The organism is Acidovorax sp. 94, assembly GCF_003634645.1.
Lineage (GTDB): Bacteria > Pseudomonadota > Gammaproteobacteria > Burkholderiales > Burkholderiaceae_C > Acidovorax > Acidovorax facilis.
The window spans coordinates 688,390-708,420 of the sequence record NZ_RBJA01000001.1; the positions used below are offsets into that span (position 1 = coordinate 688,390).

Sequence of the window (20,031 nt, forward strand, 5' to 3'; positions counted from 1 at the left end):
CCCAGCATCACCGCCCGCAGGAGACACACAGTTCCATGGATTCCATCGCTTCCCCCGCCGCACTGCAAGGCGTGCGCGTCATCGAAATGGGCCAGCTGATTGCCGGGCCGTTCTGCGGCAAGACGCTGGGCGAGTTTGGCGCCGACGTGATCAAGATCGAAGCGCCCGAGACCGGCGATCCGCTGCGCAACTGGCGCCTGATCAAGGAAGGCACCTCCGTCTGGTGGCAGGTGCAATCGCGCAACAAGCGCTCGGTGGCGCTGGACCTGCGGCAAAAGGAGGGGCAAACAATAGCTCGCCAGCTGATCGCCGAGGCCGATGTGCTGGTCGAGAATTTCCGCCCCGGCACGCTGGAAGGCTGGGGCATGTCGCCCGAGGAACTGCACGCGCTCAACCCCGGCCTCGTGATGCTGCGCATCTCGGGCTATGGCCAGACGGGGCCCTACCGCGACCTGCCGGGCTTTGGTGCCATCGGCGAGGCCATGGGCGGCCTGCGCCACCTGACGGGCGAGCCCGGCCGCGTGCCGGTGCGCGTCGGTGTCTCGATTGGCGACACGCTGGCGGCGCTGCACGGCACCATCGGCGTGCTCACGGCGCTGTACCACCGCAAGGTCAACGGCGGCAAAGGCCAGGTGATCGACGTTGCGCTGCACGAGGCGGTGTTCAACGTGATGGAAAGCCTGATCCCCGAATACAGCGCTTTCGGCGCGGTGCGCGAGGCCGCAGGCAGCGCCCTGCCGGGCATTGCGCCCAGCAACGCCTACCCCTGCACCGACGGCTGGGTGCTGGTGGCGGGCAATGGCGACAGCATTTTCAAGCGGTTGATGGACGCGATTGGCAGGCCCGATCTGGGCGCCGCGCCGGACCTGTCCAACAACACCGGCCGCGTGGCCCGCGTGGAGGAGATCGACGCTGCGATTGGCGCCTGGAGCGCGCAGCGCACCGTGCAGCAGGTGCTGGACGCGCTGGGCGCCGCCCGCGTGCCGGCGGGCAAGGTCTACACCGCCAAGGACATCGCCGAAGACCCGCACTACCGCGCCCGCGACATGCTGCTGACGCAGCAGACGCGCGACGGCTACAGCGTGGAAGTGCCGGGCATCGTGCCCAAGCTCTCCGGCACGCCCGGAACCATCCGCAGCAGTGCTCCGCACCTGGGCGATGACACCGATGCGGTGCTTGCCGACGCGGGGTTGACGGCCGAACAGATTGCCCTGCTGCGCAGCAAGGGGGTCATTCAATGAGTGCATCCAACACCGTGTGGCAAGGCGCGAACCGCCGCATCCACATGCAGGAGGTCGGCCTGCGCGACGGCCTGCAGATGGAGAAGACCTTCGTTCCCACTGAAGACAAGATCACGCTGTGCAATGCGCTGTCGGCAGCGGGCCTGTCCAAGATCGAGGTGACTTCGTTCACATCGCCCACCGCCATTCCCGCGCTGAAAGACGCCGAGGTCGTCATGCGCGAGATCACGCGCCGCCCTGGCACGGTCTACACCGCGTTGGTGCCCAACCTGCGCGGTGCCGAGCGCGCCATCGAGTCGCGCACGGACGAGCTGAATCTCGTCATGTCGGTGAGTGCCACGCACAACCTGGCCAACCTGCGCATGACGCAGGAACAGTCGTTCGCTGCGCTGGCGCAGGTGGTGGCGCTGGCGCAGGGCTCCACTGTGGCGGTGAATGTGTCGCTGTCCTGCGTGTTCGGCTGCCCCATGGAAGGTGATGTGGCCCAGGCCGACGTGTTCGGCTGGGTGCAGCGTTTTGTGGACCTTGGGGTGTGTGGCATCACGCTGTGCGACACCACGGGCATGGCCTACCCCACGCAGGTGCACCAGCTCACGGCGGCGGCCCGCGCGCGCTGGTCAGGCGTGGAGTTCACGCTGCACTTTCACAACACGCGCGGCATGGGCCTTGCCAACGTGCTGGCAGCCATCGACGCGGGTGCGGACCGGTTCGATGCCTCGCTGGGCGGCCTTGGCGGCTGCCCCTATGCGCCGGGCGCCAGCGGCAATGTGTGCAGCGAAGAGATCGTGCATGCGCTGGCGCTGATGGGCTACGACACGGGCGTGGACCTGGCCCGGCTGGTGGCAGCGGCGCAGCAGTTGCCTGTGCTCATCGGCCACGACATTCCGAGTCAGATCGCCAAGGCAGGCCCGCGCCTGGCGCTGCACCCGGTGCCTGCGGACTTCGAGGCGATCCGCGAAAGAGCGCTTGCCCGCTGAATGCGGGCGAGCCTGCATTCATTCACAACCACAGGAGACAAAAGCCATGGCATTTCAAACCCCACTGTCCCGCCGCATCTTCACGGCCGCTGTGTTGTGCTCTGCAGCCATGGCCGCAGGCGCGCAGGACAAGTACCCGTCCAAGCCCATCACCGTGGTCGTGCCCCAGGCTGCGGGAGGCGCCAATGACGGCATTGCGCGCGTGGTGGCGCAAAAGCTCGGCGAGCAACTGGGCCAGAGCGTGATCGTGGAGAACCGCCCTGGTGCCGGCGGCACGCTGGCCACGGGCACCACGGCCCGCACGCGCAACGATGGCTACACCCTGCTGCTGACGGCCGACAGCGCCCATGTGATTGGCCCCGCGCTGTACAAGAACCCCGGCTTTGACCCGGTGAAGGACTTTGCCCCCGTGGCCCCTGTCGCCACGGCCGGTTATGTGCTGGTGGCGCACCCGTCATTTCCCGCCAACAACGTGGCCGAGCTGGTGAACTTGGCCAAGGCCAGCCCTGGCAAGTATTCGATTGCCTCGGCGGGCAACGGCACGCTGAACCACCTGATCGGCGAGATGCTGCAAAAGGCCGCTGGCATCCAGCTGCAGCACATCCCGTACAAGGGCTCTGCCGCAGCCGCCACCGACGTGGTGGGTGGGCAGGTGCCGCTGTCGGTGCAAAGCCTGCCGTCGGCCATCGCCTTCATCAAGGCGGGCAAGCTCAAGGTGCTGGGCGTGGTCAATGAAAAGCGCGTGGCTGCGCTGCCCGATGCGCCCACCATTGGCGAGACGATCAAGGGCTTTGGCCAGGCGCCCTGGTACGCGTTGTTTGCCCCGGCCGGCACGCCTTCGCCCATCGTGGCCCAGCTGCAGGCCGAGGTGGCCCGGGCGCTAGAGCACAAGGACGTGGTGGACAAGCTGGCTACCGTGGGCTGTGAACCCTTCAAGGGCACGGCAGCCCAACTGGCGGCGCTGGTGCAGTCCGACCTGCCCAAGTGGAGCCGCGTGGTGAAGGACACCGGCGCCACCGTAGATTGAGCGCCTGAGATGGCTATGGCGGGTGCTGGCTGCCCAGCCGCCGCCCCGGAACGATATTCAACAACAGAGAAAGCGGAGACATCGCATGAACCTGCATCGCAAGCAATTCACGTCCCTGGCCCTGGCGGCCATCGCCACCGGCTTTTGGGGTTCTGCCCTGGCGCAAGGCGCCTACCCTACCAAGACAGTGACCATGGTGGTGCCCACCGCCGCGGGTGGCACCACCGACCTGTCGGCCCGCATGCTGGCCCAGGCCCTGGCGCCGGTGCTGGGCCAGTCGGTCATCGTGGACAACAAGGGCGGCGGCAACGGCAATATTGCCGCCAGCATCGTCAAACGCGCCGAGCCCGATGGCTACACCGTGTTCATGCAGTACTCGGGCTATCACGTCATCTCGCCCCACATCACCAAACAAAAGCAGTGGGACCAGGCCGACTTTCAGCCCGTGGCCAACGTGATCTCGGCACCGCAGATCATCGTGGTGCGCAACGACCTGCCCGTGAAGACGCTGCCTGAGCTGATGGCCTATGCCAAGGCCAACCCTGGCAAGCTCAACTACGCCTCGTCGGGCAATGGCTCGCTGCAGCATGTCACGGGCGCCATGCTGGAGCAGCAGGGCGGCATCAAGATGGTCCACGTGCCCTACAAAGGAACGGGCCCTGCGCTGCAGGACCTGCTGGGTGGGCAGGTGGACCTGACTTTTGGCACCGCGCCTCCGTTCATGCCCCACATCGCCAGCGGCAAGCTGCGCGTGCTGGCCGTGACGGGCAAGCAGCGGCTGCCCAGCCTGCCCGATGTGCCCACCACGGCCGAGGCGGGTTACCCCAAGGTCGATGCCACGTCGTGGTTCGCGTTGTTTGTGCCCGCTGCGGTGCCCAAGCCGGTGGTGGACAAGCTCACTGCCGACATCCGCACCGTGGTGCAAAGCGCCGCCTTCCAGCAAAAGGCGCAAGAGCAAGGCGCCACGGCCGACTACCAGACCCCGGCGCAGCTGGGTGACAAGGTCAAGGCGGACCTTGCCAACTGGGCGCAGGTGGTGAAAAGCTCGAAGATCGAAGCAGAGTAGTGGTCAAATTGGCTGCTAGCGCTTGATGTGTAAGCGCTAGTAGCTATTTTTTTCATAGTACACAGGCCAGGCTGCGCGCGGGGCCACAATACGCGCCATGTCCCATTCCGAAGAACTGCTGGCGCAGGTGGCTGCGCTGCCCGCGCTGCCGGGCGTGTACCGCTATTTCGACGCCCAGGGCGCGCTGCTGTATGTAGGCAAGGCGCGCCACCTCAAGCGGCGCGTGTCGAGCTACTTCACCAAGAACCATGGCGGCACGCGCATCGGCCACATGGTCAGCAAGATCGTGCGCATGGAGACCACGGTGGTGCGCTCCGAGGCCGAGGCGCTGCTGCTGGAAAACAACCTCATCAAGACGCTGAACCCCAAGTTCAACATCCTGTTCAGGGACGACAAGAGCTATCCCTATCTCAAGATCACAGGCACGCCCACGGCCAGCGGCAATGCGCCCGCTCAAGTGTTTCCGCGCATGGCTTATTACCGGGGTGCGGTCGATAAGAAGCACCGCTATTTCGGTCCGTACCCCAGCGCCTGGGCGGTCAAGGAAACCATCCAACTGCTGCAAAAGGTGTTTCGCCTGCGTACCTGCGAAGACACGGTGTTTGCCAACCGCACCCGGCCCTGCCTGCTATTCCAGATCAAGCGCTGCACCGGGCCTTGTGTGGACTTGATCTCGCCCGAGGCCTATGCAGCCGACGTGCAGCATGCCGAGGCACTGCTGCGCGGCGAAACGCAGGAGGTGCTAAAGGCCATGGAGGTGCGGATGATGGCGCATTCCGACAGGCTTGAATTTGAGCAGGCCGCCGATGTGCGCAACCAGATCCAGGCGCTGTCGCGGGTGCTGCACCAGCAGTCCATCGAGATTGCGGACGACAAGGATGTGGACATCTTGGCCGTACGCGTGCAAGGCGGCCGCGCCTGTGTGAACCTGGCCATGGTGCGCGGCGGGCGGCATCTGGGAGATCGGCCGTATTTTCCGGTGCATGTGGAAGACGCTGCCGCCGTGTTCGAGGAAGAGGGCGGTGATGGCACCGATGAGAATACTCCGGCCGCGCCCTTTCGCCGTGTCGAGGTGCTGGTGCTGGAAGCGTTCATCGCCCAGCATTACATCGGCGTGCCGGTGCCGCCGGTGCTGGTCACCAGCGAACCAGTGGACAAGGCGTTGCTGGAGGCACTGGGCGACCAAAGTGGTGTGCGCGTGACCGCCATCCACCAGCCGCGCGAACAGCGCCGCGCCTGGCTGGACATGGCGCAAAAGAACGCCGATCTGCAGTTGGCCCGCCTGCTGGCCGAAGAGGGCTCGCAACAGGCGCGCACGCGTGCCCTGGCCGAGGCGCTGGATCTGCCGCCCGAAGACCTGGACCAGCTCACCATCGAGTGTTTTGACATCTCGCACACGGCGGGTGAATCCACCCAGGCATCGTGTGTGGTGTTCCATCACCACAAGATGCAGAGCAGCGAATACCGCCGCTACAAGATCGAAGGCATTACGGGCGGCGACGACTATGCCGCCATGCGCCAGGTGCTGACGCGCCGCTACAGCAAGGTGGCCGAGGCCGCGCGCGAAGCTGGGGGCATCGACTTTGCGGCCGACCCCGCGCCCGGGGGTGAAGAGCCCACCAAGCCCAAAGGTGTGGCACGCCTGCCCGATCTGGTGCTCATCGACGGTGGCAAGGGCCAGGTGGGCGTGGCGCGCGAGGTGTTCACCGCGCTGGGGCTGGATCTGACCCGCATCGTGGGCGTGGAAAAGGGCGAGGGCCGCAAGGTGGGCCTGGAAGAGCTGGTGTTTGCAGATGGCCGCGAGAAGGTCTACCTGGGCAAGGATTCGGCGGCGCTGATGCTGGTGGCGCAGATCCGCGACGAGGCCCACAGGTTTGCCATCACCGGCATGCGCGCTGCACGGGCCAAGGTGCGGGTGGGGGGGGGGCAGCTCGAAGAAATTGCGGGGGTGGGCCCCAAGAAGCGTGCACGGCTGCTGCAGCGTTTTGGCGGGGTGCGCGGTGTGGCTGCGGCCAGTGTGGAGGACCTGGTCACCGTGGACGGCATCTCGCGTGAGCTGGCCGAAGAGATCTATCGCGCCTTGCGTTGAGTCCCCGGCCGGACTGCTCGCCTGCCGTGACACAATCGACCCATGTTCTGGACTATCCCCACCTTGATGACCTGGACGCGCATCGTCGCGATACCTTTGATCGTGGGGGTGTTCTACGCACCGCTGGACCCGGCCACGCGCAACCTCATTGCCACCGTGATGTTTGTGGTGTTCGCAGCCACCGACTGGCTGGACGGCTACCTGGCCCGCAAACTGAACCAGACCTCGTCGTTTGGCGCCTTTCTGGACCCGGTGGCCGACAAGTTTCTGGTGTGTGCATCGCTGCTGGTGCTGGTGCATCTGCAGCGCGCCGATGTGTTCGTTGCGCTCATCATCATCGGCCGCGAGATCGCCATATCAGCCCTGCGCGAGTGGATGGCGCAGATCGGCGCGAGCAAGAGCGTTGCTGTGCACATGATCGGCAAGGTCAAGACCACGGTGCAGATGGTGGCCATCCCCTTCCTTCTTTATGACGGGCGCCTTTTCGGCGTCATCGATACCGGCGTGTGGGGCACCTGGCTCATCTGGGCCTCGGCTGTGCTCACGGTCTGGTCGATGGTGTACTACCTGCAAAAGGCATTGCCAGAAATCCGGGCGCGTGTGAAGTAGCAGGAGTGTGGCGCGCGCATCCCGTCGGTGGTTTTGCGGATGAATGCGGGGGACTGTGGCCTGCGCTGCATTGTCGGAACTGGGGTGTCAATACGGAGTGCTGCCCATACGGCGTGTTTGAGACAAAAACGCCCCACAAGCCCTGTCGCAGCGTGAAATACGACTAGAATTCAGCCCAACGCTGCGCCAAACCAGCGTGTTGTATTGACACCCGGAAACTCGATGGCTTTAATCTGATGCAGCAGCCACTGCTGTGTATGCCAGTCATTCCCCCGTCTGTTTTCAACCAGCCTCCGGCTGCGCTTTCGGACGTGTGAAGACCAGATATCCGCGAGACATTCCATCAACTCTTTTCCGAGAGGCTTCTTGTGAACAAAACCGAACTGATTGAGCACATCGCTACCAACGCCGACATCTCCAAGGCCGCCGCTGCTCGTGCCCTGGAATCCACGATCGAGGCCGTCAAGAAGACCCTGAAGAAGGGCGGCACCGTTTCGCTCGTCGGTTTCGGTACCTTTGCGGTCGGCAAACGCGCTGCTCGCACGGGCCGCAATCCCCGTACCGGCGCTACGATTAAAATCAAAGCTGCTAAAGTTCCAAAGTTCCGTCCTGGCAAGGCATTGAAAGATGCCTTGAACTGAGGATCAGTTTAGGTGGGGTCCTTAGCTCAGTTGGTAGAGCGGCTCCTTTACACGGAGTAGGTCGGCGGTTCGAGACCGTCAGGACCCACCACCACCGAACAAAGGCGAACGCAAGTTCGCCTTTTGTTTTTTGCCTTCTGAAAGATCGACCATGTTTGAATCCATCCGCAAGCACTCCAAGATCGTGATGATCTTATTGTTCTTGCTGATCATTCCATCGTTTGTGCTGGTAGGCATTGACAGCAACTACTTCTCTGAAAAGAGCCCAGTGGTGGCGCGCGTCGATGGCGACAAGATCAACCAGACTGACTGGGACAATGCCCATCGCATGGAGACCGACCGCATGCGTGCGCAGTCTCCCTCGGTCGATCCCAAGCTTCTTGACTCTCCCCAGGCCCGCTACGCCACGCTCGAGCGCCTGGTGCGCGACCGCGTGCTGGCAGCTGCCGCCAAGGAAATGCACCTGGTGACGAGTGATTCGCGGCTGGCACGCAGCCTGCAGGAGATTCCCGCCATTGCAGGGCTCAAGCGCGCTGACGGTACGCTGGACGCAGAAGCCTATCGGGCCCTGGTGGGTACGCAAGGTTTGACGCCGGAAGGCTTCGAGGCCAATGTCCGCCGCGATCTGTCGATCAACCAGGTCATTGGTGGTGTGATGGGTACAGCCTTCAGTACCAATGCCCAAGTCAAGCTTGCGCTGGACCCGCTCTATGAGCAGCGAGAAATCCAGGTGGTGCGCTTCAAGTCTGCAGATTTCTCTGCCAAGGTTGCGCCCACGGATGCAGATCTGGAGTCCTACTACAAGGCAAATCCTGCAAAGTTCCTTCAGATGGAGCAGGCTTCGGTGGAGTATGTGGTTCTGGACCTCGACAGCGTGCGTTCCGGTATCACCCTCAATGAGGACGACTTGCGCACCTACTACAAGGAAAACGTGGCGCGAATGGCCGGCAAGGAAGAGCGTCGCGCCAGCCACATCCTGATCAATGCCTCCAAGGACGCATCGTCTGCCGACCATGAGAAGGCCAAGGCACGTGCTACGGAACTGCTGGCCCAGGTGCGCAAGGCGCCAGCCACGTTTGCGGATGTGGCCAAGAAGGCCTCGGACGACAAAGGATCGGCCACCGCAGGTGGCGATCTGAATTTCTTCGGACGGGGCGCCATGGTCAAGCCGTTTGAAGACGCGGCCTTTGCCCTCAAGAAGGGTGAAATCAGCGATTTGGTGGAAACCGACTTCGGTTACCACATCATCCAGCTGACCGACATCAAGGCACCCCGCCAGCCTTCCTTTGAAGAACTGCGCCCCACCATGGAAGCCGAACTCAAGCAGCAGCAGGCCCAGCGCAAGTTTGCCGAGGTGGCGGAGTCATTCACGAACAGCGTGTATGAACAGGCAGACAGCCTCAAGCCGGTGGCAGACAAGCTCAAGCTCAAGGTGCAGACCGCGTCTGGCCTCACCCGCACGCCAGCTCCTGGCGCGGTGGGACCACTGGCCAACCCCAAGTTCCTGGAAGCACTCTTCTCTTCGGATTCGGTGCAGAACAAACGCAATACCGAGGCCGTGGAAATAGGCCCCAACCAACTGGCTGCTGGCCGTGTGGTGCAGTACACCCCCGCCAAAACCCTGCCGCTGGAAGAAGTGCGAGCCCGCGTGCGCGAACTGTATGTGGGGCAGAAAGCCTCTGAATTGGCGCGCAAGGATGGCGAAGCCAAGCTGGCTGCGTGGAAAGCGGCCCCGGCAACCGCCAGCGGCCTCGGTGCCCCCATCCAGATTTCGCGTGAGCAGGCCCAGAACCTGCCCCGGCCTCTGATTGATGCAGCGTTGCACGCGCCGACAGCCGACGCGCTCCCAGCCTGGGTTGGTGTGGACCTGGGGAGTGAGGGCTATGCCGTGGTCAAGGTGAACCGTGTGGTGCCTCGGCCGTCTCCAGAGGGCCAGCGCGCGCAACAGGAGCGGCAGCAATATATGCAGTGGTGGGCTTCGGCGGAAGGCCAAGCGTACTACGAGATGCTCAAGAAGCGTTTCAAGGCAGAGATCAAAGCGCCGCGACCCTCGGCCACTTTGCAGGCCGCTGCAGAAAATTAAGCAAATTGGTCTTGGGGCTCAAATCCCAGGCTATAATACAAAGCTACGGTGGCTGTAGCTCAGTTGGTAGAGTCCAGGATTGTGATTCCTGTTGTCGTGGGTTCGAGCCCCATCAGCCACCCCAAATCAGAAAAAGCGCCGCAACAAATGTTGCGGCGCTTTTTTGTTTTGGGCCTCCAGCATGTGAGGGGCAGTCCGGAGCCATTGCTTCTGCCCACTCTTCGAACAGTCTTTCTTGGCGGGATTTGGGTAGTGCCGGGATGGAGCGCGTCGTATGCAGCGCATACTGCGTCTTTAGCTTTTTCTGGAGTCTTCCATGAGCCTTGTGATCCGCGACGCGTCGCCCAGCGAAAAACGTGGCAACGCCATGTCAGCAGCCCTTGCCAAGGAGCAGCTGGAGTACGCGGTCCAGATCGTTCGGGAGGTTTTGCCTCAGAGTGCGGGCGATGGCGCGCTCATTGGCGCAGTGGTCCAGGCCATTGCCATGAACTACGCTGCGGTCCCGCAGCCAAACCGATAGTGCTCCGAATGTTTTGATGGAAGGGAGTGTCCCTTCAGGCATCAGTGCATGAAATGTCCGTGCCGAAGTAGAACTGAGCCACCGCGCCGCTTGAATCGTGAGCCAGGGGTGGAAGCCGACGCTGTGATGGTCGGCTGTGGACCGCATTCCACGCTGTGGCTGTGCGGTCTCCTGATCCATTGAACGCTGATGATCCTGACGCTGGAATCGACAAGATAGAACCCGGGAACTACCGGGCCCAAGTATTTGACGGCCGTGAGGAGCTGGGTGATTTTGGAGCCCCGGGAGGACATAGGCAAATTCACCAGCTTGGCGCCTTGCATCGCCCTTCGGGAGCTGGAGGGGCCGACCTCTTCACCACCCCAAAACCGACGTTACATGGGCCGTGCCCGCAACTTTGGCTTAGGCTGGATCAAAGACATCCTCTACACTTCAAATGATACGTATTCTTATGAAGGGGTGGAGATGAATTTGCGAGACGTTGGCGTGGGCTTGATTTTCTTCCTGGGAGCGAACCTAGCTCAGGCCGTCTACACGATCAACATCAATCAGGTGGGGCCTGATGTCGTGATGAGTGGCTCAGGCTCGATAAACACCAGTTCTTTCTCCTCCGTGGGCCTCATTGGACCGTGTCTTCTTGGCGATGGATTCATCGGTACAAATGCCCTCTGCATTGGCTCAGACACAAACGGAGATTGGTATCCTGGGGCGCTGTCGCCTGGCATTTCGCTGCCTTCTATAGTGCCGACCGCTGGGTCAAGCTCTTCGGGGCCCAACGTGTTCCTCCTGGGAACTGAACTGTACCTACCGGAAAACTATGTTTCAGCGTCTCCGCTCGTCAATCAAACGACTTTTGCAGGTACGACGTTGGCAGCGATTGGCCTCAACGTGGGGACTCAAACGTTGTTCGTGCCATCTGGCGACGAGATCATCATCAATGTGGGGCTAGCGCCACCCGCCGCTCCAGCTAGCATTCCCACGCTCGGTGAGTACGCCTTACTTGGACTGTCGTCATTGCTGGCTATTCTGGGCATGGTAGCTATGCGGCGTCAGCGGGGCTAAGGGACGTCCGCAATCGGAAGAAATCTGGTCCTGGGCGACAGGCCCACAGGATCTGCACCTTCATCCTCAATTTCGCCAACGTAGTCCGGCCCTGATTGGGAGAGCTGGGGCTGCGGGGGGACAGTCGACGTCTCGGTACTGGGCGGCAGGTCGCCCGGGGGAAGGGGATAGGTCTCGGGGACCTTGTGGGCTGGGTGTTCGTTCGGGTCGGTGGCCATGGCGAGCTCCTTGCGGAAAGAGTCCATTGGGACACTCGCCTGTGTCGGCCGTCGTAGGAGGTCATCCATATAGAACGACCGTCCAGAGCTGGCTTCAGGCGTGAGCTAGTTGGTCAAAGTCCGCCAGCGGCATCTCGGTGCCATCGTGGGCCACAAGAACGCCAGCAGTGGCATCCGATACCTCTACCGGGCTGCCATTGAATTTGCTTTGCTCTGGCTTCACGCCATTCATTGGCACGCAGCCATAGAGGCGGCACAGAAGCAGATCGTCGGCCTGGGCCCTGGTCAGGACCAGCTTCTGCGGTTGCGCTGTACCGTGTGCGCGCCAGTGTGCGCGGAATGCGTTTGTCGCGCGGCGGTGGGTGTCTGCCATGCCTGGGCGGCAGGGTGGGAGGTCTACGATGTTCTGGGCGGCCATGCCTGCGATTTTGTCAGGATGGCGGAGCATCAATCGAAAATTCCTCCCCGATTCTTCCCTGGCGCAATGCAGAAAAGGTGTTTTTCAGAGGGGATGGGGTGGCCTGCCCGGAGGGACTCGAACCCCCGACCTATAGCTTAGAAGGCTATTGCTCTATCCAGTTGAGCTACGGGCAGTAGACAAGCTTTTTGCAGAGAAGCGCCTACTTGCTTGTATTGCAAAACATTTCGCAACTGCGCTGTAGCGCAGACCGCGAATCATACCCTGCGTACGGAGCTGGCCCGAAGATGGCGGCTCCGATGTTGGTAGTAGCAAAAGCCCTGTGGATGCGGGTATAACGAGGTCACCTACCCGCTAACGCATTCCCCCACCCCGTCCGCACCATGCCGCACAGCGTCACGCTCATACACACCATCGCTGCCGCGCTTGGGCTGGCCCTGGCGTTGGGTTTTGTGGCTACGCGGTTGCGGTTGCCAGCGTTGATCGGGTATCTGCTGGCGGGCGTGGTCATCGGGCCGTACACACCTGGTTTTGTGGCAGATGCGGCAATGGCCAGCCAGTTGGCTGAAATCGGCGTGATGCTGTTGATGTTTGGCGTCGGCCTGCATTTCTCGTGGGGTGATCTGCTGGCCGTGCGCAAGATTGCGGTGCCCGGGGCGGTGGTGCAGATAATGGTGGCCACGGCGCTGGGCATGGCTTTGGCCACCTGGTGGGGCTGGGGCTTGGGCGGGGCTTTGGTGTTTGGCTTGGCGCTCTCGGTGGCTAGCACGGTGGTGCTGTTGCGTGCGCTGGAGACCCTGGGCATTCTGGACAGTCACACGGGCCGGATTGCCGTGGGTTGGCTGGTGGTGGAAGACTTGGCCATGGTGTTGGTGCTGGTGTTGCTGCCGCCGCTGGCAGGCTGGCTGGGTGGCGGCAAAGGGGGGGAAGGTTCCGCCGCCCAGGGCGTGGATGGCGCGGCGCTGTGGCAGACCTTGGGATGGACGTTGCTGCAGGTTGGAGGGTTTGTTGCGCTGATGCTGCTGGTGGGGCGCCGTCTGTTCCCTTGGGTGCTCTGGCAGGTGGCGCGCACGGGTTCGCGGGAGCTGTTCACGCTCTGTGTGGTGGCCGCTGCGGTGGGCATTGCGTTTGGGTCGGCAGCGCTGTTTGGGGTGTCGTTTGCGCTGGGGGCTTTTTTTGCCGGTATGGTGATGCGCGAGTCGGAATTCAGCCACCGGGCTGCGCAAGAGTCTTTGCCGCTGCGCGACGCTTTTGCTGTGCTGTTTTTTGTCTCGGTGGGCATGTTGTTCGACCCCTCCGTGCTGTGGAGCCGGCCAATGCAGGTGCTGGCGGTGGTGGCGATCATCATGCTGGGCAAGACGCTGGCTGCGGCAGCCCTGGTGCTGGCATTTCGCTACCCGCTCAATACGGCGCTCACCGTTTCGGCGAGCCTGGCGCAGATCGGGGAGTTCTCTTTCATTCTCGTGGCGCTGGGTTCGTCACTGGGGCTGCTGCCGCCCGAAGGGGCCAGCCTGGTGCTGGCGGGGGCGCTGATCTCGATGGCGCTCAATCCGATGCTCTTTCACGCCATTGCCCCGCTGCAGGCCTGGCTGCGTGCCCGTTCGGCATTGGCGCGGCGACTGGAGCAGCGCGACGACCCCCTGGCCGAACTGCCCATGAGCACCGACGCCCGCTATCTCGCGCGGCAAGTGGTGCTGGTGGGATACGGCAGGGTGGGGCGCCGCGTTGCCAATGTGCTGGTGGCCAACGACATCCCGTTCGTGGTTGCCGAGCAGAACCGCGAACTGGTGGAGTCATTGCGGGAGTCTGGCATTGCAGCAGTGTTTGGTGATGCGGTGGACCCTGCCGTGCTCATTCAAGCGCACATTGCCCGCGCCGCCATGCTGGTCATTGCTACGCCGGACACCCTGAATGTGCGGCAGATCATCACCACCGCGCGCACACTGAACCCCCATATCGAAACCGTGGTGCGCAGCCACAGCGGCGATGAAGCGCGGCGGCTTGCGCAGGAGTGCGACAGCACGGTGTTCCTGGCCGACGAGGCGCTGGCCCAGGCCATGGCCCGCCATGTGCTGGAGCGTACCGAAGCACGCCTTGCGCGGCATACCCGCCCTGCATCGCTGCACGGTGGGGTCTGAATATCAGTGTGTTTGGCTGCTAGCGCTTGATGGACAAGCGCTGGTAGCTATTAGTTTTATAGTTTTTTCTCTGCCGGGGCACTGGTTGCAGCCTCGTTGGGCTGCTCCTGCGCACTGCCTCCTGCGCCTTGGCCCGTATTTCTGCCGCCTGGACCCACAAGACCTTGCGTTGTTCGGCAGTGGTGGGTTTCAGGCAGGCGCATTCAAGCGCTAGTTGATGTCTTCAAACACCAGGGCAGGGGGGGACATGATGCGCGCGGTATTTCCCAGCTCGTCAATCAGGTGGTTGGCAAAGTAGCTGTTTTGCGTGTCGGGCTCCAGGGCGGCCACCGCCAGGTTGGCGCGGGGCTGATTCAGTGGCACATAGAAGCTGCCCGCAGGCACGTCGATGGCACTGCGCACTGGCGATACCTGCACGCGGACAATGCCCTTACCCCCGGCGATGGTGCCGATCACGTCCTGCCGGTCGCCGGACTCACGCGCGGTTTCGCGGTAGATATCGGCCAGTGCCGATCCGGATTCGGCCACGCGCATCACCTGCAGGCCGAGCATTTTCAAGCGCTCAACGGCGGCGGTGGAGCTGGCCGACAGCCAGTAGCCGCAGGGGCGGGCGCGGGTTTTGGTGGGGCGCAAGGTGAGGGATGAGTTCCAGTCCACCCGGATGGCGCGGTCTGCACCCGTTTCGGGGTCCAGGAAGTCCAGCTCGCGCTGGGTGGGAGTGGCCGCTGCCTCTACCACCACTTGGTCGCGGCAGGCCTGGGCGCTTACGTCGCGCACGACGAAGGATCGGACCTGCTCCAGGTTGGCTGCCCGCTCGGCGGTGCTGCGCAGTGCACTGGTGATGGCCGTGACCTGCGAATGCACGCGGCGCTGGATGTGCATCCGCCCGATGCCCACGCCCCGTGTTTCGATCAGCAGGCTGACGGTGTTCTTCAGGCCGTTCACATTGCGGCCGGTGTCGGGTTGGGTGCCCCCCATGGAGATGCGTTTGTCGTCCGGGTTCGTCGAGGTGGTGTAGTACCAGTCGCTGGTCAGGCCCTGGGCCTTCAGGGCCGCCACCATGGGCTGGTGGTACCACTCCTGCGAGGCCTTGGTCAGAAACTCGGGGTAGTTCGCGGTGGTGGTGTACTGCAGCAGGGCGTCATAACGCTGGATGGCGTTGAATTTCTGCAGGTAGCGGCCCACCACCGTGTATTCATGGGCATCCACCACCAGGATGGGGCGGTAGTCGTTCACCACCTTGGCCAGAGCGCGGGCCTCGGGGGTGTTCAGCAGCAGGTGGTCGCGGTTCATGTCCACGCCATTGGCCGTGACGCGGGTGCCAACGGCGGCGCCATCGGGGTTGGCGCGCGGCACTACCACCACGTTGATCCGGTCTAGCAGGGGTTCCAGCAGCCCATGGGTCAGTTCACGGCTGATCACGAGCAGCGCCTCGCTGCCTGCGGGCTCGTCGCCGTGCTGCTGGCCGACGAGCACCACGGTGGGCCGCCCGCTGGTGTCCAGGTTGGCGGGTTCCGTGCCCGCAGCGCGGGTCACCAGCAGGCCCAGGATGGGTTCACCGCGCTGCGACATGCCCAGGTTGAGCAGCTTGGTGCGCGTGGGCCCACGGGGAGCCGGGTCGGCCAGTGAATGCAGCCACTGGCCCAGCTCCGCGTTGGTGGTGAATGCCCTGCGGTCCGGCCCCAGGCCGGGCGTGCTGTAGGCCATGGGTGGATCAGGGAACCGGGCCGCCACGGCCGCACCGTAGGGTGGCGCCATCGGGCCTTCGTTTTGCACAACCAGCGGAGCGGGCGGTGGCAGCGGGCTGGCGATCGCCCCTTGGCGCGGGGCCTGTGCCTGTGGTGCCTGGCCCAAGGGCGCTGGCACCACCGTACCTGGCTGAGCGCGGGGCAAGGGGGCCGGTGCGCTGGTTCGCGTGGCTGGCGCTGATGGCCAGGGTGGCAGCGGGGTGCTGGAGCACGCCGTCAGCAGCACGGCTGCCAGCAACGCCGAGACCTTCCAGGGCATGCGCTGTGGGCGAGCCGGTGGCGGCAGGGCCGATGACGCTTCTGGTGGGGTGCGGTGAGGGTTGGGGTACATGTTCATGGTGGTATCTGCCTTTTGGGGCCTGGCCGGGCGGCTTTGTTACGGTGATGTTACCTGCCCGTCACCGCCATGCCGTGTCAGCGTACATCCCGTTGCAAACCCGGGGTTGACGCGCCAAAGCCCTGTGCGATGTCACAGTTTTGGGGCCGATGGGACTGGATTCGAGGCCAGCGAGGTGCCGGCGGAGGTGGACGGTGCAGGTGAGGGCTCCGTCTGCTGTGCCATCTTCAGCCGCAGCAGTGCGCGCACAAAACCGTGGTCCGATCGGGTCCTGTCACGTCCTTCGTGCAGGTGGTCGTTGAAGTAGTCCACGCGCCGCACGTCGCCCATGCTGTTCCTGCCGTTGTGCACGAATTCCTCGCTCACCAGAATCTGGTCCAGCACGCTGGGCGAGCCTTGGTGGATGTGTGAGTACGCGACATCCTTCTTCAGCGCCGCATCGCCCTGCAGGTCGTAGGCATTGAACAGCGCGACATCGCGTGCCGAGCGGTCGTAGGCGATCTCATTGGTGGCGCAGATGAGCTGTGTGGTGACGCTGTCCGGGGTGTCATTGAAATCGCCCAAGACCACCAGCGGCACGCTGGTGCGGTGCAGCAGGTCGATGACCAGGCAGCGCAGCGCCATGGCTTCGGCGCCCCGCATGATCAGCGAGCGCAACGATGCCAGCGCCATCACCTTGCGGTCGTCCCGGTCTTCCGTGGGGTTGCCCTGTGCATCCTGCAGGAACTTGGGCCGCTTGGATTTGAGGTGGGCCGTCAGTACGTTCAGGCTCTGTCCGTGTTTCATGCGCAGTGTTGCAACCAGAGGCGGCCGTTCAAAGCGGGTGTGCAGGCCCAGGCCCGGTATTTCTACCTGGAAGCCCGGGGGAAATTCCGCAAACGACTGCAAGGCATCCACCTTGAGCCGTGTCGCAATGCCTACCCGGGGCGTGCCTTGTGCTCCAGTGTGCGTCGCATCGTTCTCCGCCCCGGGTACCGCCACGAAGTCGTAGCGCAGGCCGCTGCGGCCGAGGGCGCCCTTGAATGCTGCGTCGTCCCACACCTCCTGTACTGCCAGCACGTCGGCATTGAGCATGCGAAACCGGTCGCCCAGCCAGGTGAGCTTGCGATCAAACTCTGTCTGGCTGTAGGGGTCTTGGTTCTCGTAGAACAGGCGGCCAGGATTGGCCAGGTTGAGCACATTGCAGGTGGCCACCATCAAAGTGGCCAGGGGCTGGGGGAAGTCGTTGGGGCGCATAGGCCACAGCATCGCACAGGCAACTGCAGTGGACTGAGGAGGAGGTCAGAAGACCTGCAGCGCGTTGCCTGACAGGACGTGCAGCCCCGAAGGCCGCGTTTGCACGGCATGGACAAGCGCTCGCGCCACATCGTCACCGGGGCGGGCGCGGTAGCTGGCGGGGATGAGCGGGTCCAGCAGCTTGAAGGCCTTGATGGACAGGGACTCGGCGGGGCGCGCGGCCTGGCCCAGAGCCCGGCGTTCACCCAGCAGCAGCGATGGGCGCGCGATCACGAGCGTGTCAAAGCCCAGGCTTTTGAGCGCCTGCTCGACCTCGCCTTTGATACGGTTGTAGAAGATGCGGGAATTTGCGTCTGCACCCATGGCGGTCACTACCCCGCAGCGGGTGGCCCCGGCCGCCATCGCTGTGCGCGCGGTGGCAATGACCGCGTCGTGGTCCACCGCGCGAAAAGCCTGCTGGCTGCCAGCCGCTGCGATGGTCGTCCCCAACGTGATGTAGACATCATCTACATGCGGCAGGCCCGGGACCGCGGGCTGTGCGCCCAAGGCCGCAAAATCCACAGCGTGCAGGTGCAGCCGTGGATGCGTGATGTCAGGCGTGCGCCGACCAAGGGCATACAGCGCATGCACCTCGGGTGGCAGCGCTTCGCCCGGCGCTGTGCCGGTATGGGCTGTGTTTTTGCCTACCGACGGATCAGCGGCCAAAAGAGCCGCGAGAACCGCCCGGCCCACGAGACCCGTTGCCCCGGCCACCAGAACCACCCGTGCCTCCGCCATAGCCGCCACCTCCACCGTTGTTGCCACGATAGCCACCACCGCCACGGCGACCGCCGCCGCCCAAGCTGTCCACGCTGGTGCGCATGGGATCTGGCTGGCCGCCAGCGCCGCCGCCTGCATGGCTGGAGTTGCGATGGCCTGGGTTGGCATGGCCCATGTGCGTGCCCAGGTGGGCATTCGCGCGTGGGGGTTGCGAGTCGTCGTAGCGATTGCCGCCTTCGTAGCCGCCGCCTCCGCCACCGGCGCTGCCGCCGGAGCGGCCGCGTGCAGGTGCCTGGCCGCCAGCGCGTGCGCCGCCGCCCTGGGCGCCACCGCCACCACCGGCACGGCCACCGCGCGGACCATTGCCGCCACCGCCCGCTGCAGCAGGGGCACCACCGGCGCGGCCACCACGGGCACCACCGCCGCCGCCACTGCGGGGGCCGCGGTCACCGCCACCGCCGCCGCCAGCACCCTGGCCGGCCTTGTTGGTGCGGATGCGGTCCATCATTTCGCTGCGGGCTGCCTTGGCGGCTGCCTGCATCACGTCACGGCTCGGGGGCTTGCCTGCACCGCCCCAGATGGTCTGGCGGCCCATGGCGATGGGCTCTGCCTTCTCGCCCGCGTCGGGGCCGAAGCCTTCGATGATCTGGACCGGGATCTGCTGCTTGGTGAAGCGCTCGATGTCCATCATGAAGCCTTCTTCGTCCATGCAGACCAGGCTCACGGCTTCGCCGGTAGCGCCAGCGCGGCCCGTGCGGCCAATCCGGTGCACGTAGTCTTCAGAGACGTTCGGGATTTCGTAGTTGACGACGTGCGGCAGGTCGTCGATGTCAATGCCGCGCGCTGCAATGTCGGTGGCCACCAGAGCGCGGATTTCGCCGCTTTTGAAGCCTGCCAGTGCCTGGGTGCGCGCACTCTGACTCTTGTTGCCGTGTAGGGCCATGGCCTGCACGCCGTTCTTGGTCAGGAACTCGGCCACATTGTTGGCACCAAACTTGGTGCGGGTGAACACCAGCACCTGGCTCCAGTTGTGCTGCTGGATGATATGCAGCAGCACCTGCTTCTTCTTGCCACGGCCCACGGGGTGAATCACCTGCGAGATGCGCTGCACGGTGGTGTTGCTGGGGGTGACCTGGATGCTCTGAGGGTTCTTGAGCAGGGTGTTGGCCAGGTCGCGGATTTCATCGCTGAAGGTGGCCGAGAACAGCAGGCTTTGCTTGTCCTTGGGCACCAGGGCCAGCACCTTCTTCACGTCGTGGATGAAACCCATGTCCAGCATGCGGTCGGCCTCGTCGAGCACCAGCACCTGCACGGTCGACAGGTCCAGGAAGCCCTGCTGCTGCAGGTCCAGCAGGCGGCCGGGCGTGGCCACCAGAATGTCCACCCCGCGCTTGACGCGGTCGATCTGCGGGTTCATGCCCACACCGCCGAAGACGACGGTGGAGTTGATATCCAGGTATTTGCCGTATTCGCGCACGGATTCTTCCACCTGGGCGGCGAGTTCGCGGGTGGGCGTCAGCACCAGGGCACGGATGCCCTTGCCACCGAACTTGTTCTTGGGGGCAGCGCTTTGCGAAAGGCGGTGCAGCATGGGCAGGGTAAACGCGGCGGTCTTGCCGGTGCCAGTCTGCGCGCCAGCCAGCAGGTCGTGGCCTGCGAGCACGGCGGGAATGGCCTGGGCCTGAATGGGCGTGGGGGTTTCGTAGCCCGTTTCGTGCACGGCCTTCAGGATGGCAGGAGCCAGGTTCAGTTCGTCAAATGTCATGTCTTTGGATGCGCCCGTCCGGGGCGCTGGGTATCGGCCTGTCGTGCAACCGGGAGGTTGTCGAGCCAGTCTCAAGCCGATGAGGTTCAAGAGTGGG

Annotated in this window: 16 protein-coding genes and 3 tRNA genes; 13 read left to right on the forward strand and 6 right to left on the reverse strand. The window is 63.9% G+C overall.

Annotation, left to right across the window (positions count from 1 at the left end; all coding sequences use genetic code 11):
* The first annotated feature begins 35 nt into the window (after positions 1-35).
* From C8C94_RS03210 to C8C94_RS03270, 12 genes are all read left to right on the forward strand, one after another.
* Positions 36-1,241, forward strand: a complete 1,206-nt coding sequence (locus tag C8C94_RS03210) for a CaiB/BaiF CoA-transferase family protein (protein WP_121422667.1) — start codon at positions 36-38, stop codon at positions 1,239-1,241.
* Positions 1,238-2,218: a hydroxymethylglutaryl-CoA lyase gene (locus tag C8C94_RS03215; protein WP_121419686.1), complete on the forward strand. Its 981-nt coding sequence runs from the start codon at positions 1,238-1,240 to the stop codon at positions 2,216-2,218. The genes C8C94_RS03210 and C8C94_RS03215 overlap by 4 nt, the downstream gene beginning before the upstream one ends.
* Before the next feature lie 46 nt (positions 2,219-2,264).
* Positions 2,265-3,245, forward strand: coding sequence for a tripartite tricarboxylate transporter substrate binding protein (locus tag C8C94_RS03220; protein ID WP_121419687.1), 981 nt, complete (start codon positions 2,265-2,267; stop codon positions 3,243-3,245).
* Between the two features lie 85 nt (positions 3,246-3,330).
* On the forward strand, positions 3,331-4,311 hold the full coding sequence (locus C8C94_RS03225) for a tripartite tricarboxylate transporter substrate binding protein (RefSeq protein ID WP_121419688.1): 981 nt from the start codon (positions 3,331-3,333) through the stop codon (positions 4,309-4,311).
* A 97-nt stretch (positions 4,312-4,408) separates the two neighbouring features.
* Entirely contained in the window at positions 4,409-6,400 is a 1,992-nt protein-coding gene (gene uvrC, locus C8C94_RS03230) for an excinuclease ABC subunit UvrC (RefSeq protein WP_121419689.1), read from the forward strand.
* 42 nt (positions 6,401-6,442) lie between these two features.
* Entirely contained in the window at positions 6,443-7,009 is a 567-nt protein-coding gene (gene pgsA / locus C8C94_RS03235) for a CDP-diacylglycerol--glycerol-3-phosphate 3-phosphatidyltransferase (RefSeq protein WP_055400785.1), read from the forward strand.
* 368 nt (positions 7,010-7,377) lie between these two features.
* On the forward strand, positions 7,378-7,650 hold the full coding sequence (locus tag C8C94_RS03240; RefSeq protein ID WP_008906675.1) for an HU family DNA-binding protein: 273 nt from the start codon (positions 7,378-7,380) through the stop codon (positions 7,648-7,650).
* Between the two features lie 15 nt (positions 7,651-7,665).
* Positions 7,666-7,741, forward strand: a tRNA-Val gene (locus C8C94_RS03245).
* Between the two features lie 60 nt (positions 7,742-7,801).
* Positions 7,802-9,733 (forward strand): SurA N-terminal domain-containing protein, encoded by a 1,932-nt coding sequence (locus C8C94_RS03250; protein ID WP_121419690.1) that lies wholly within the window; start codon positions 7,802-7,804, stop codon positions 9,731-9,733.
* A 48-nt stretch (positions 9,734-9,781) separates the two neighbouring features.
* Positions 9,782-9,857 (forward strand) — tRNA-His (locus tag C8C94_RS03255).
* A gap of 192 nt (positions 9,858-10,049) precedes the next feature.
* Positions 10,050-10,253: a hypothetical protein gene (locus C8C94_RS03260; RefSeq protein ID WP_055400780.1), complete on the forward strand. Its 204-nt coding sequence runs from the start codon at positions 10,050-10,052 to the stop codon at positions 10,251-10,253.
* Between the two features lie 378 nt (positions 10,254-10,631).
* A complete protein-coding gene (locus tag C8C94_RS03270; protein ID WP_121419692.1) occupies positions 10,632-11,315 on the forward strand; it encodes an IPTL-CTERM sorting domain-containing protein in 684 nt (227 codons plus the stop codon).
* Between the two features lie 312 nt (positions 11,316-11,627).
* Here C8C94_RS03270 and C8C94_RS03280 read toward each other — a convergent pair whose 3' ends face one another.
* Both C8C94_RS03280 and C8C94_RS03285 read right to left on the reverse strand, forming a co-directional pair.
* Positions 11,628-11,906, reverse strand: coding sequence for a hypothetical protein (locus C8C94_RS03280; RefSeq protein WP_147433219.1), 279 nt, complete (start codon positions 11,904-11,906; stop codon positions 11,628-11,630).
* A 144-nt stretch (positions 11,907-12,050) separates the two neighbouring features.
* Positions 12,051-12,127 (reverse strand) — tRNA-Arg (locus C8C94_RS03285).
* Positions 12,128-12,334: 207 nt separating this feature from the next.
* Between C8C94_RS03285 and ybaL the strand changes: the two genes are divergently transcribed.
* Entirely contained in the window at positions 12,335-14,089 is a 1,755-nt protein-coding gene (gene ybaL / locus C8C94_RS03290; RefSeq protein ID WP_121419695.1) for a YbaL family putative K(+) efflux transporter, read from the forward strand.
* A 210-nt stretch (positions 14,090-14,299) separates the two neighbouring features.
* On the opposite strand, the gene C8C94_RS03295 is transcribed toward ybaL, so the two are convergent.
* The 4 genes from C8C94_RS03295 to C8C94_RS03310 all read right to left on the reverse strand — a co-directional run bounded on the left by C8C94_RS03295 (position 14,300) and on the right by C8C94_RS03310 (position 19,934).
* Positions 14,300-16,174 (reverse strand): M14 family metallopeptidase, encoded by a 1,875-nt coding sequence (locus C8C94_RS03295; RefSeq protein WP_121419696.1) that lies wholly within the window; start codon positions 16,172-16,174, stop codon positions 14,300-14,302.
* A 132-nt stretch (positions 16,175-16,306) separates the two neighbouring features.
* Positions 16,307-17,422: an endonuclease/exonuclease/phosphatase family protein gene (locus C8C94_RS03300; RefSeq protein WP_121419697.1), complete on the reverse strand. Its 1,116-nt coding sequence runs from the start codon at positions 17,420-17,422 to the stop codon at positions 16,307-16,309.
* A gap of 33 nt (positions 17,423-17,455) precedes the next feature.
* The gene (locus C8C94_RS03305; protein ID WP_199731169.1) at positions 17,456-18,115 is read right to left on the reverse strand and encodes a nucleoside-diphosphate sugar epimerase; all 660 of its coding nucleotides are present in this window, start codon (positions 18,113-18,115) and stop codon (positions 17,456-17,458) included.
* Positions 18,105-19,934, reverse strand: coding sequence for a DEAD/DEAH box helicase (locus C8C94_RS03310; protein WP_121419699.1), 1,830 nt, complete (start codon positions 19,932-19,934; stop codon positions 18,105-18,107). The genes C8C94_RS03305 and C8C94_RS03310 overlap by 11 nt, the downstream gene beginning before the upstream one ends.
* Positions 19,935-20,031 lie beyond the last annotated feature (97 nt).

What these genes read in the sequence shown, in the direction of transcription:
- C8C94_RS03210 (WP_121422667.1), top strand. Translation starts at nt 36, where the DNA reads ATGGATTCCATCGCTTCCCCCGCCGCACTGCAAGGCGTGCGCGTCATC.
- C8C94_RS03215 (WP_121419686.1), top strand. Translation starts at nt 1,238, where the DNA reads ATGAGTGCATCCAACACCGTGTGGCAAGGCGCGAACCGCCGCATCCAC.
- C8C94_RS03220 (WP_121419687.1), top strand. Translation starts at nt 2,265, where the DNA reads ATGGCATTTCAAACCCCACTGTCCCGCCGCATCTTCACGGCCGCTGTG.
- C8C94_RS03225 (WP_121419688.1), top strand. Translation starts at nt 3,331, where the DNA reads ATGAACCTGCATCGCAAGCAATTCACGTCCCTGGCCCTGGCGGCCATC.
- uvrC (WP_121419689.1), top strand. Translation starts at nt 4,409, where the DNA reads ATGTCCCATTCCGAAGAACTGCTGGCGCAGGTGGCTGCGCTGCCCGCG.
- pgsA (WP_055400785.1), top strand. Translation starts at nt 6,443, where the DNA reads ATGTTCTGGACTATCCCCACCTTGATGACCTGGACGCGCATCGTCGCG.
- C8C94_RS03250 (WP_121419690.1), top strand. Translation starts at nt 7,802, where the DNA reads ATGTTTGAATCCATCCGCAAGCACTCCAAGATCGTGATGATCTTATTG.
- C8C94_RS03260 (WP_055400780.1), top strand. Translation starts at nt 10,050, where the DNA reads ATGAGCCTTGTGATCCGCGACGCGTCGCCCAGCGAAAAACGTGGCAAC.
- C8C94_RS03270 (WP_121419692.1), top strand. Translation starts at nt 10,632, where the DNA reads ATGGGCCGTGCCCGCAACTTTGGCTTAGGCTGGATCAAAGACATCCTC.
- C8C94_RS03280 (WP_147433219.1), bottom strand. Translation starts at nt 11,906, where the DNA reads ATGGCAGACACCCACCGCCGCGCGACAAACGCATTCCGCGCACACTGG.
- ybaL (WP_121419695.1), top strand. Translation starts at nt 12,335, where the DNA reads ATGCCGCACAGCGTCACGCTCATACACACCATCGCTGCCGCGCTTGGG.
- C8C94_RS03295 (WP_121419696.1), bottom strand. Translation starts at nt 16,174, where the DNA reads ATGAACATGTACCCCAACCCTCACCGCACCCCACCAGAAGCGTCATCG.
- C8C94_RS03300 (WP_121419697.1), bottom strand. Translation starts at nt 17,422, where the DNA reads ATGCTGTGGCCTATGCGCCCCAACGACTTCCCCCAGCCCCTGGCCACT.
- C8C94_RS03310 (WP_121419699.1), bottom strand. Translation starts at nt 19,934, where the DNA reads ATGACATTTGACGAACTGAACCTGGCTCCTGCCATCCTGAAGGCCGTG.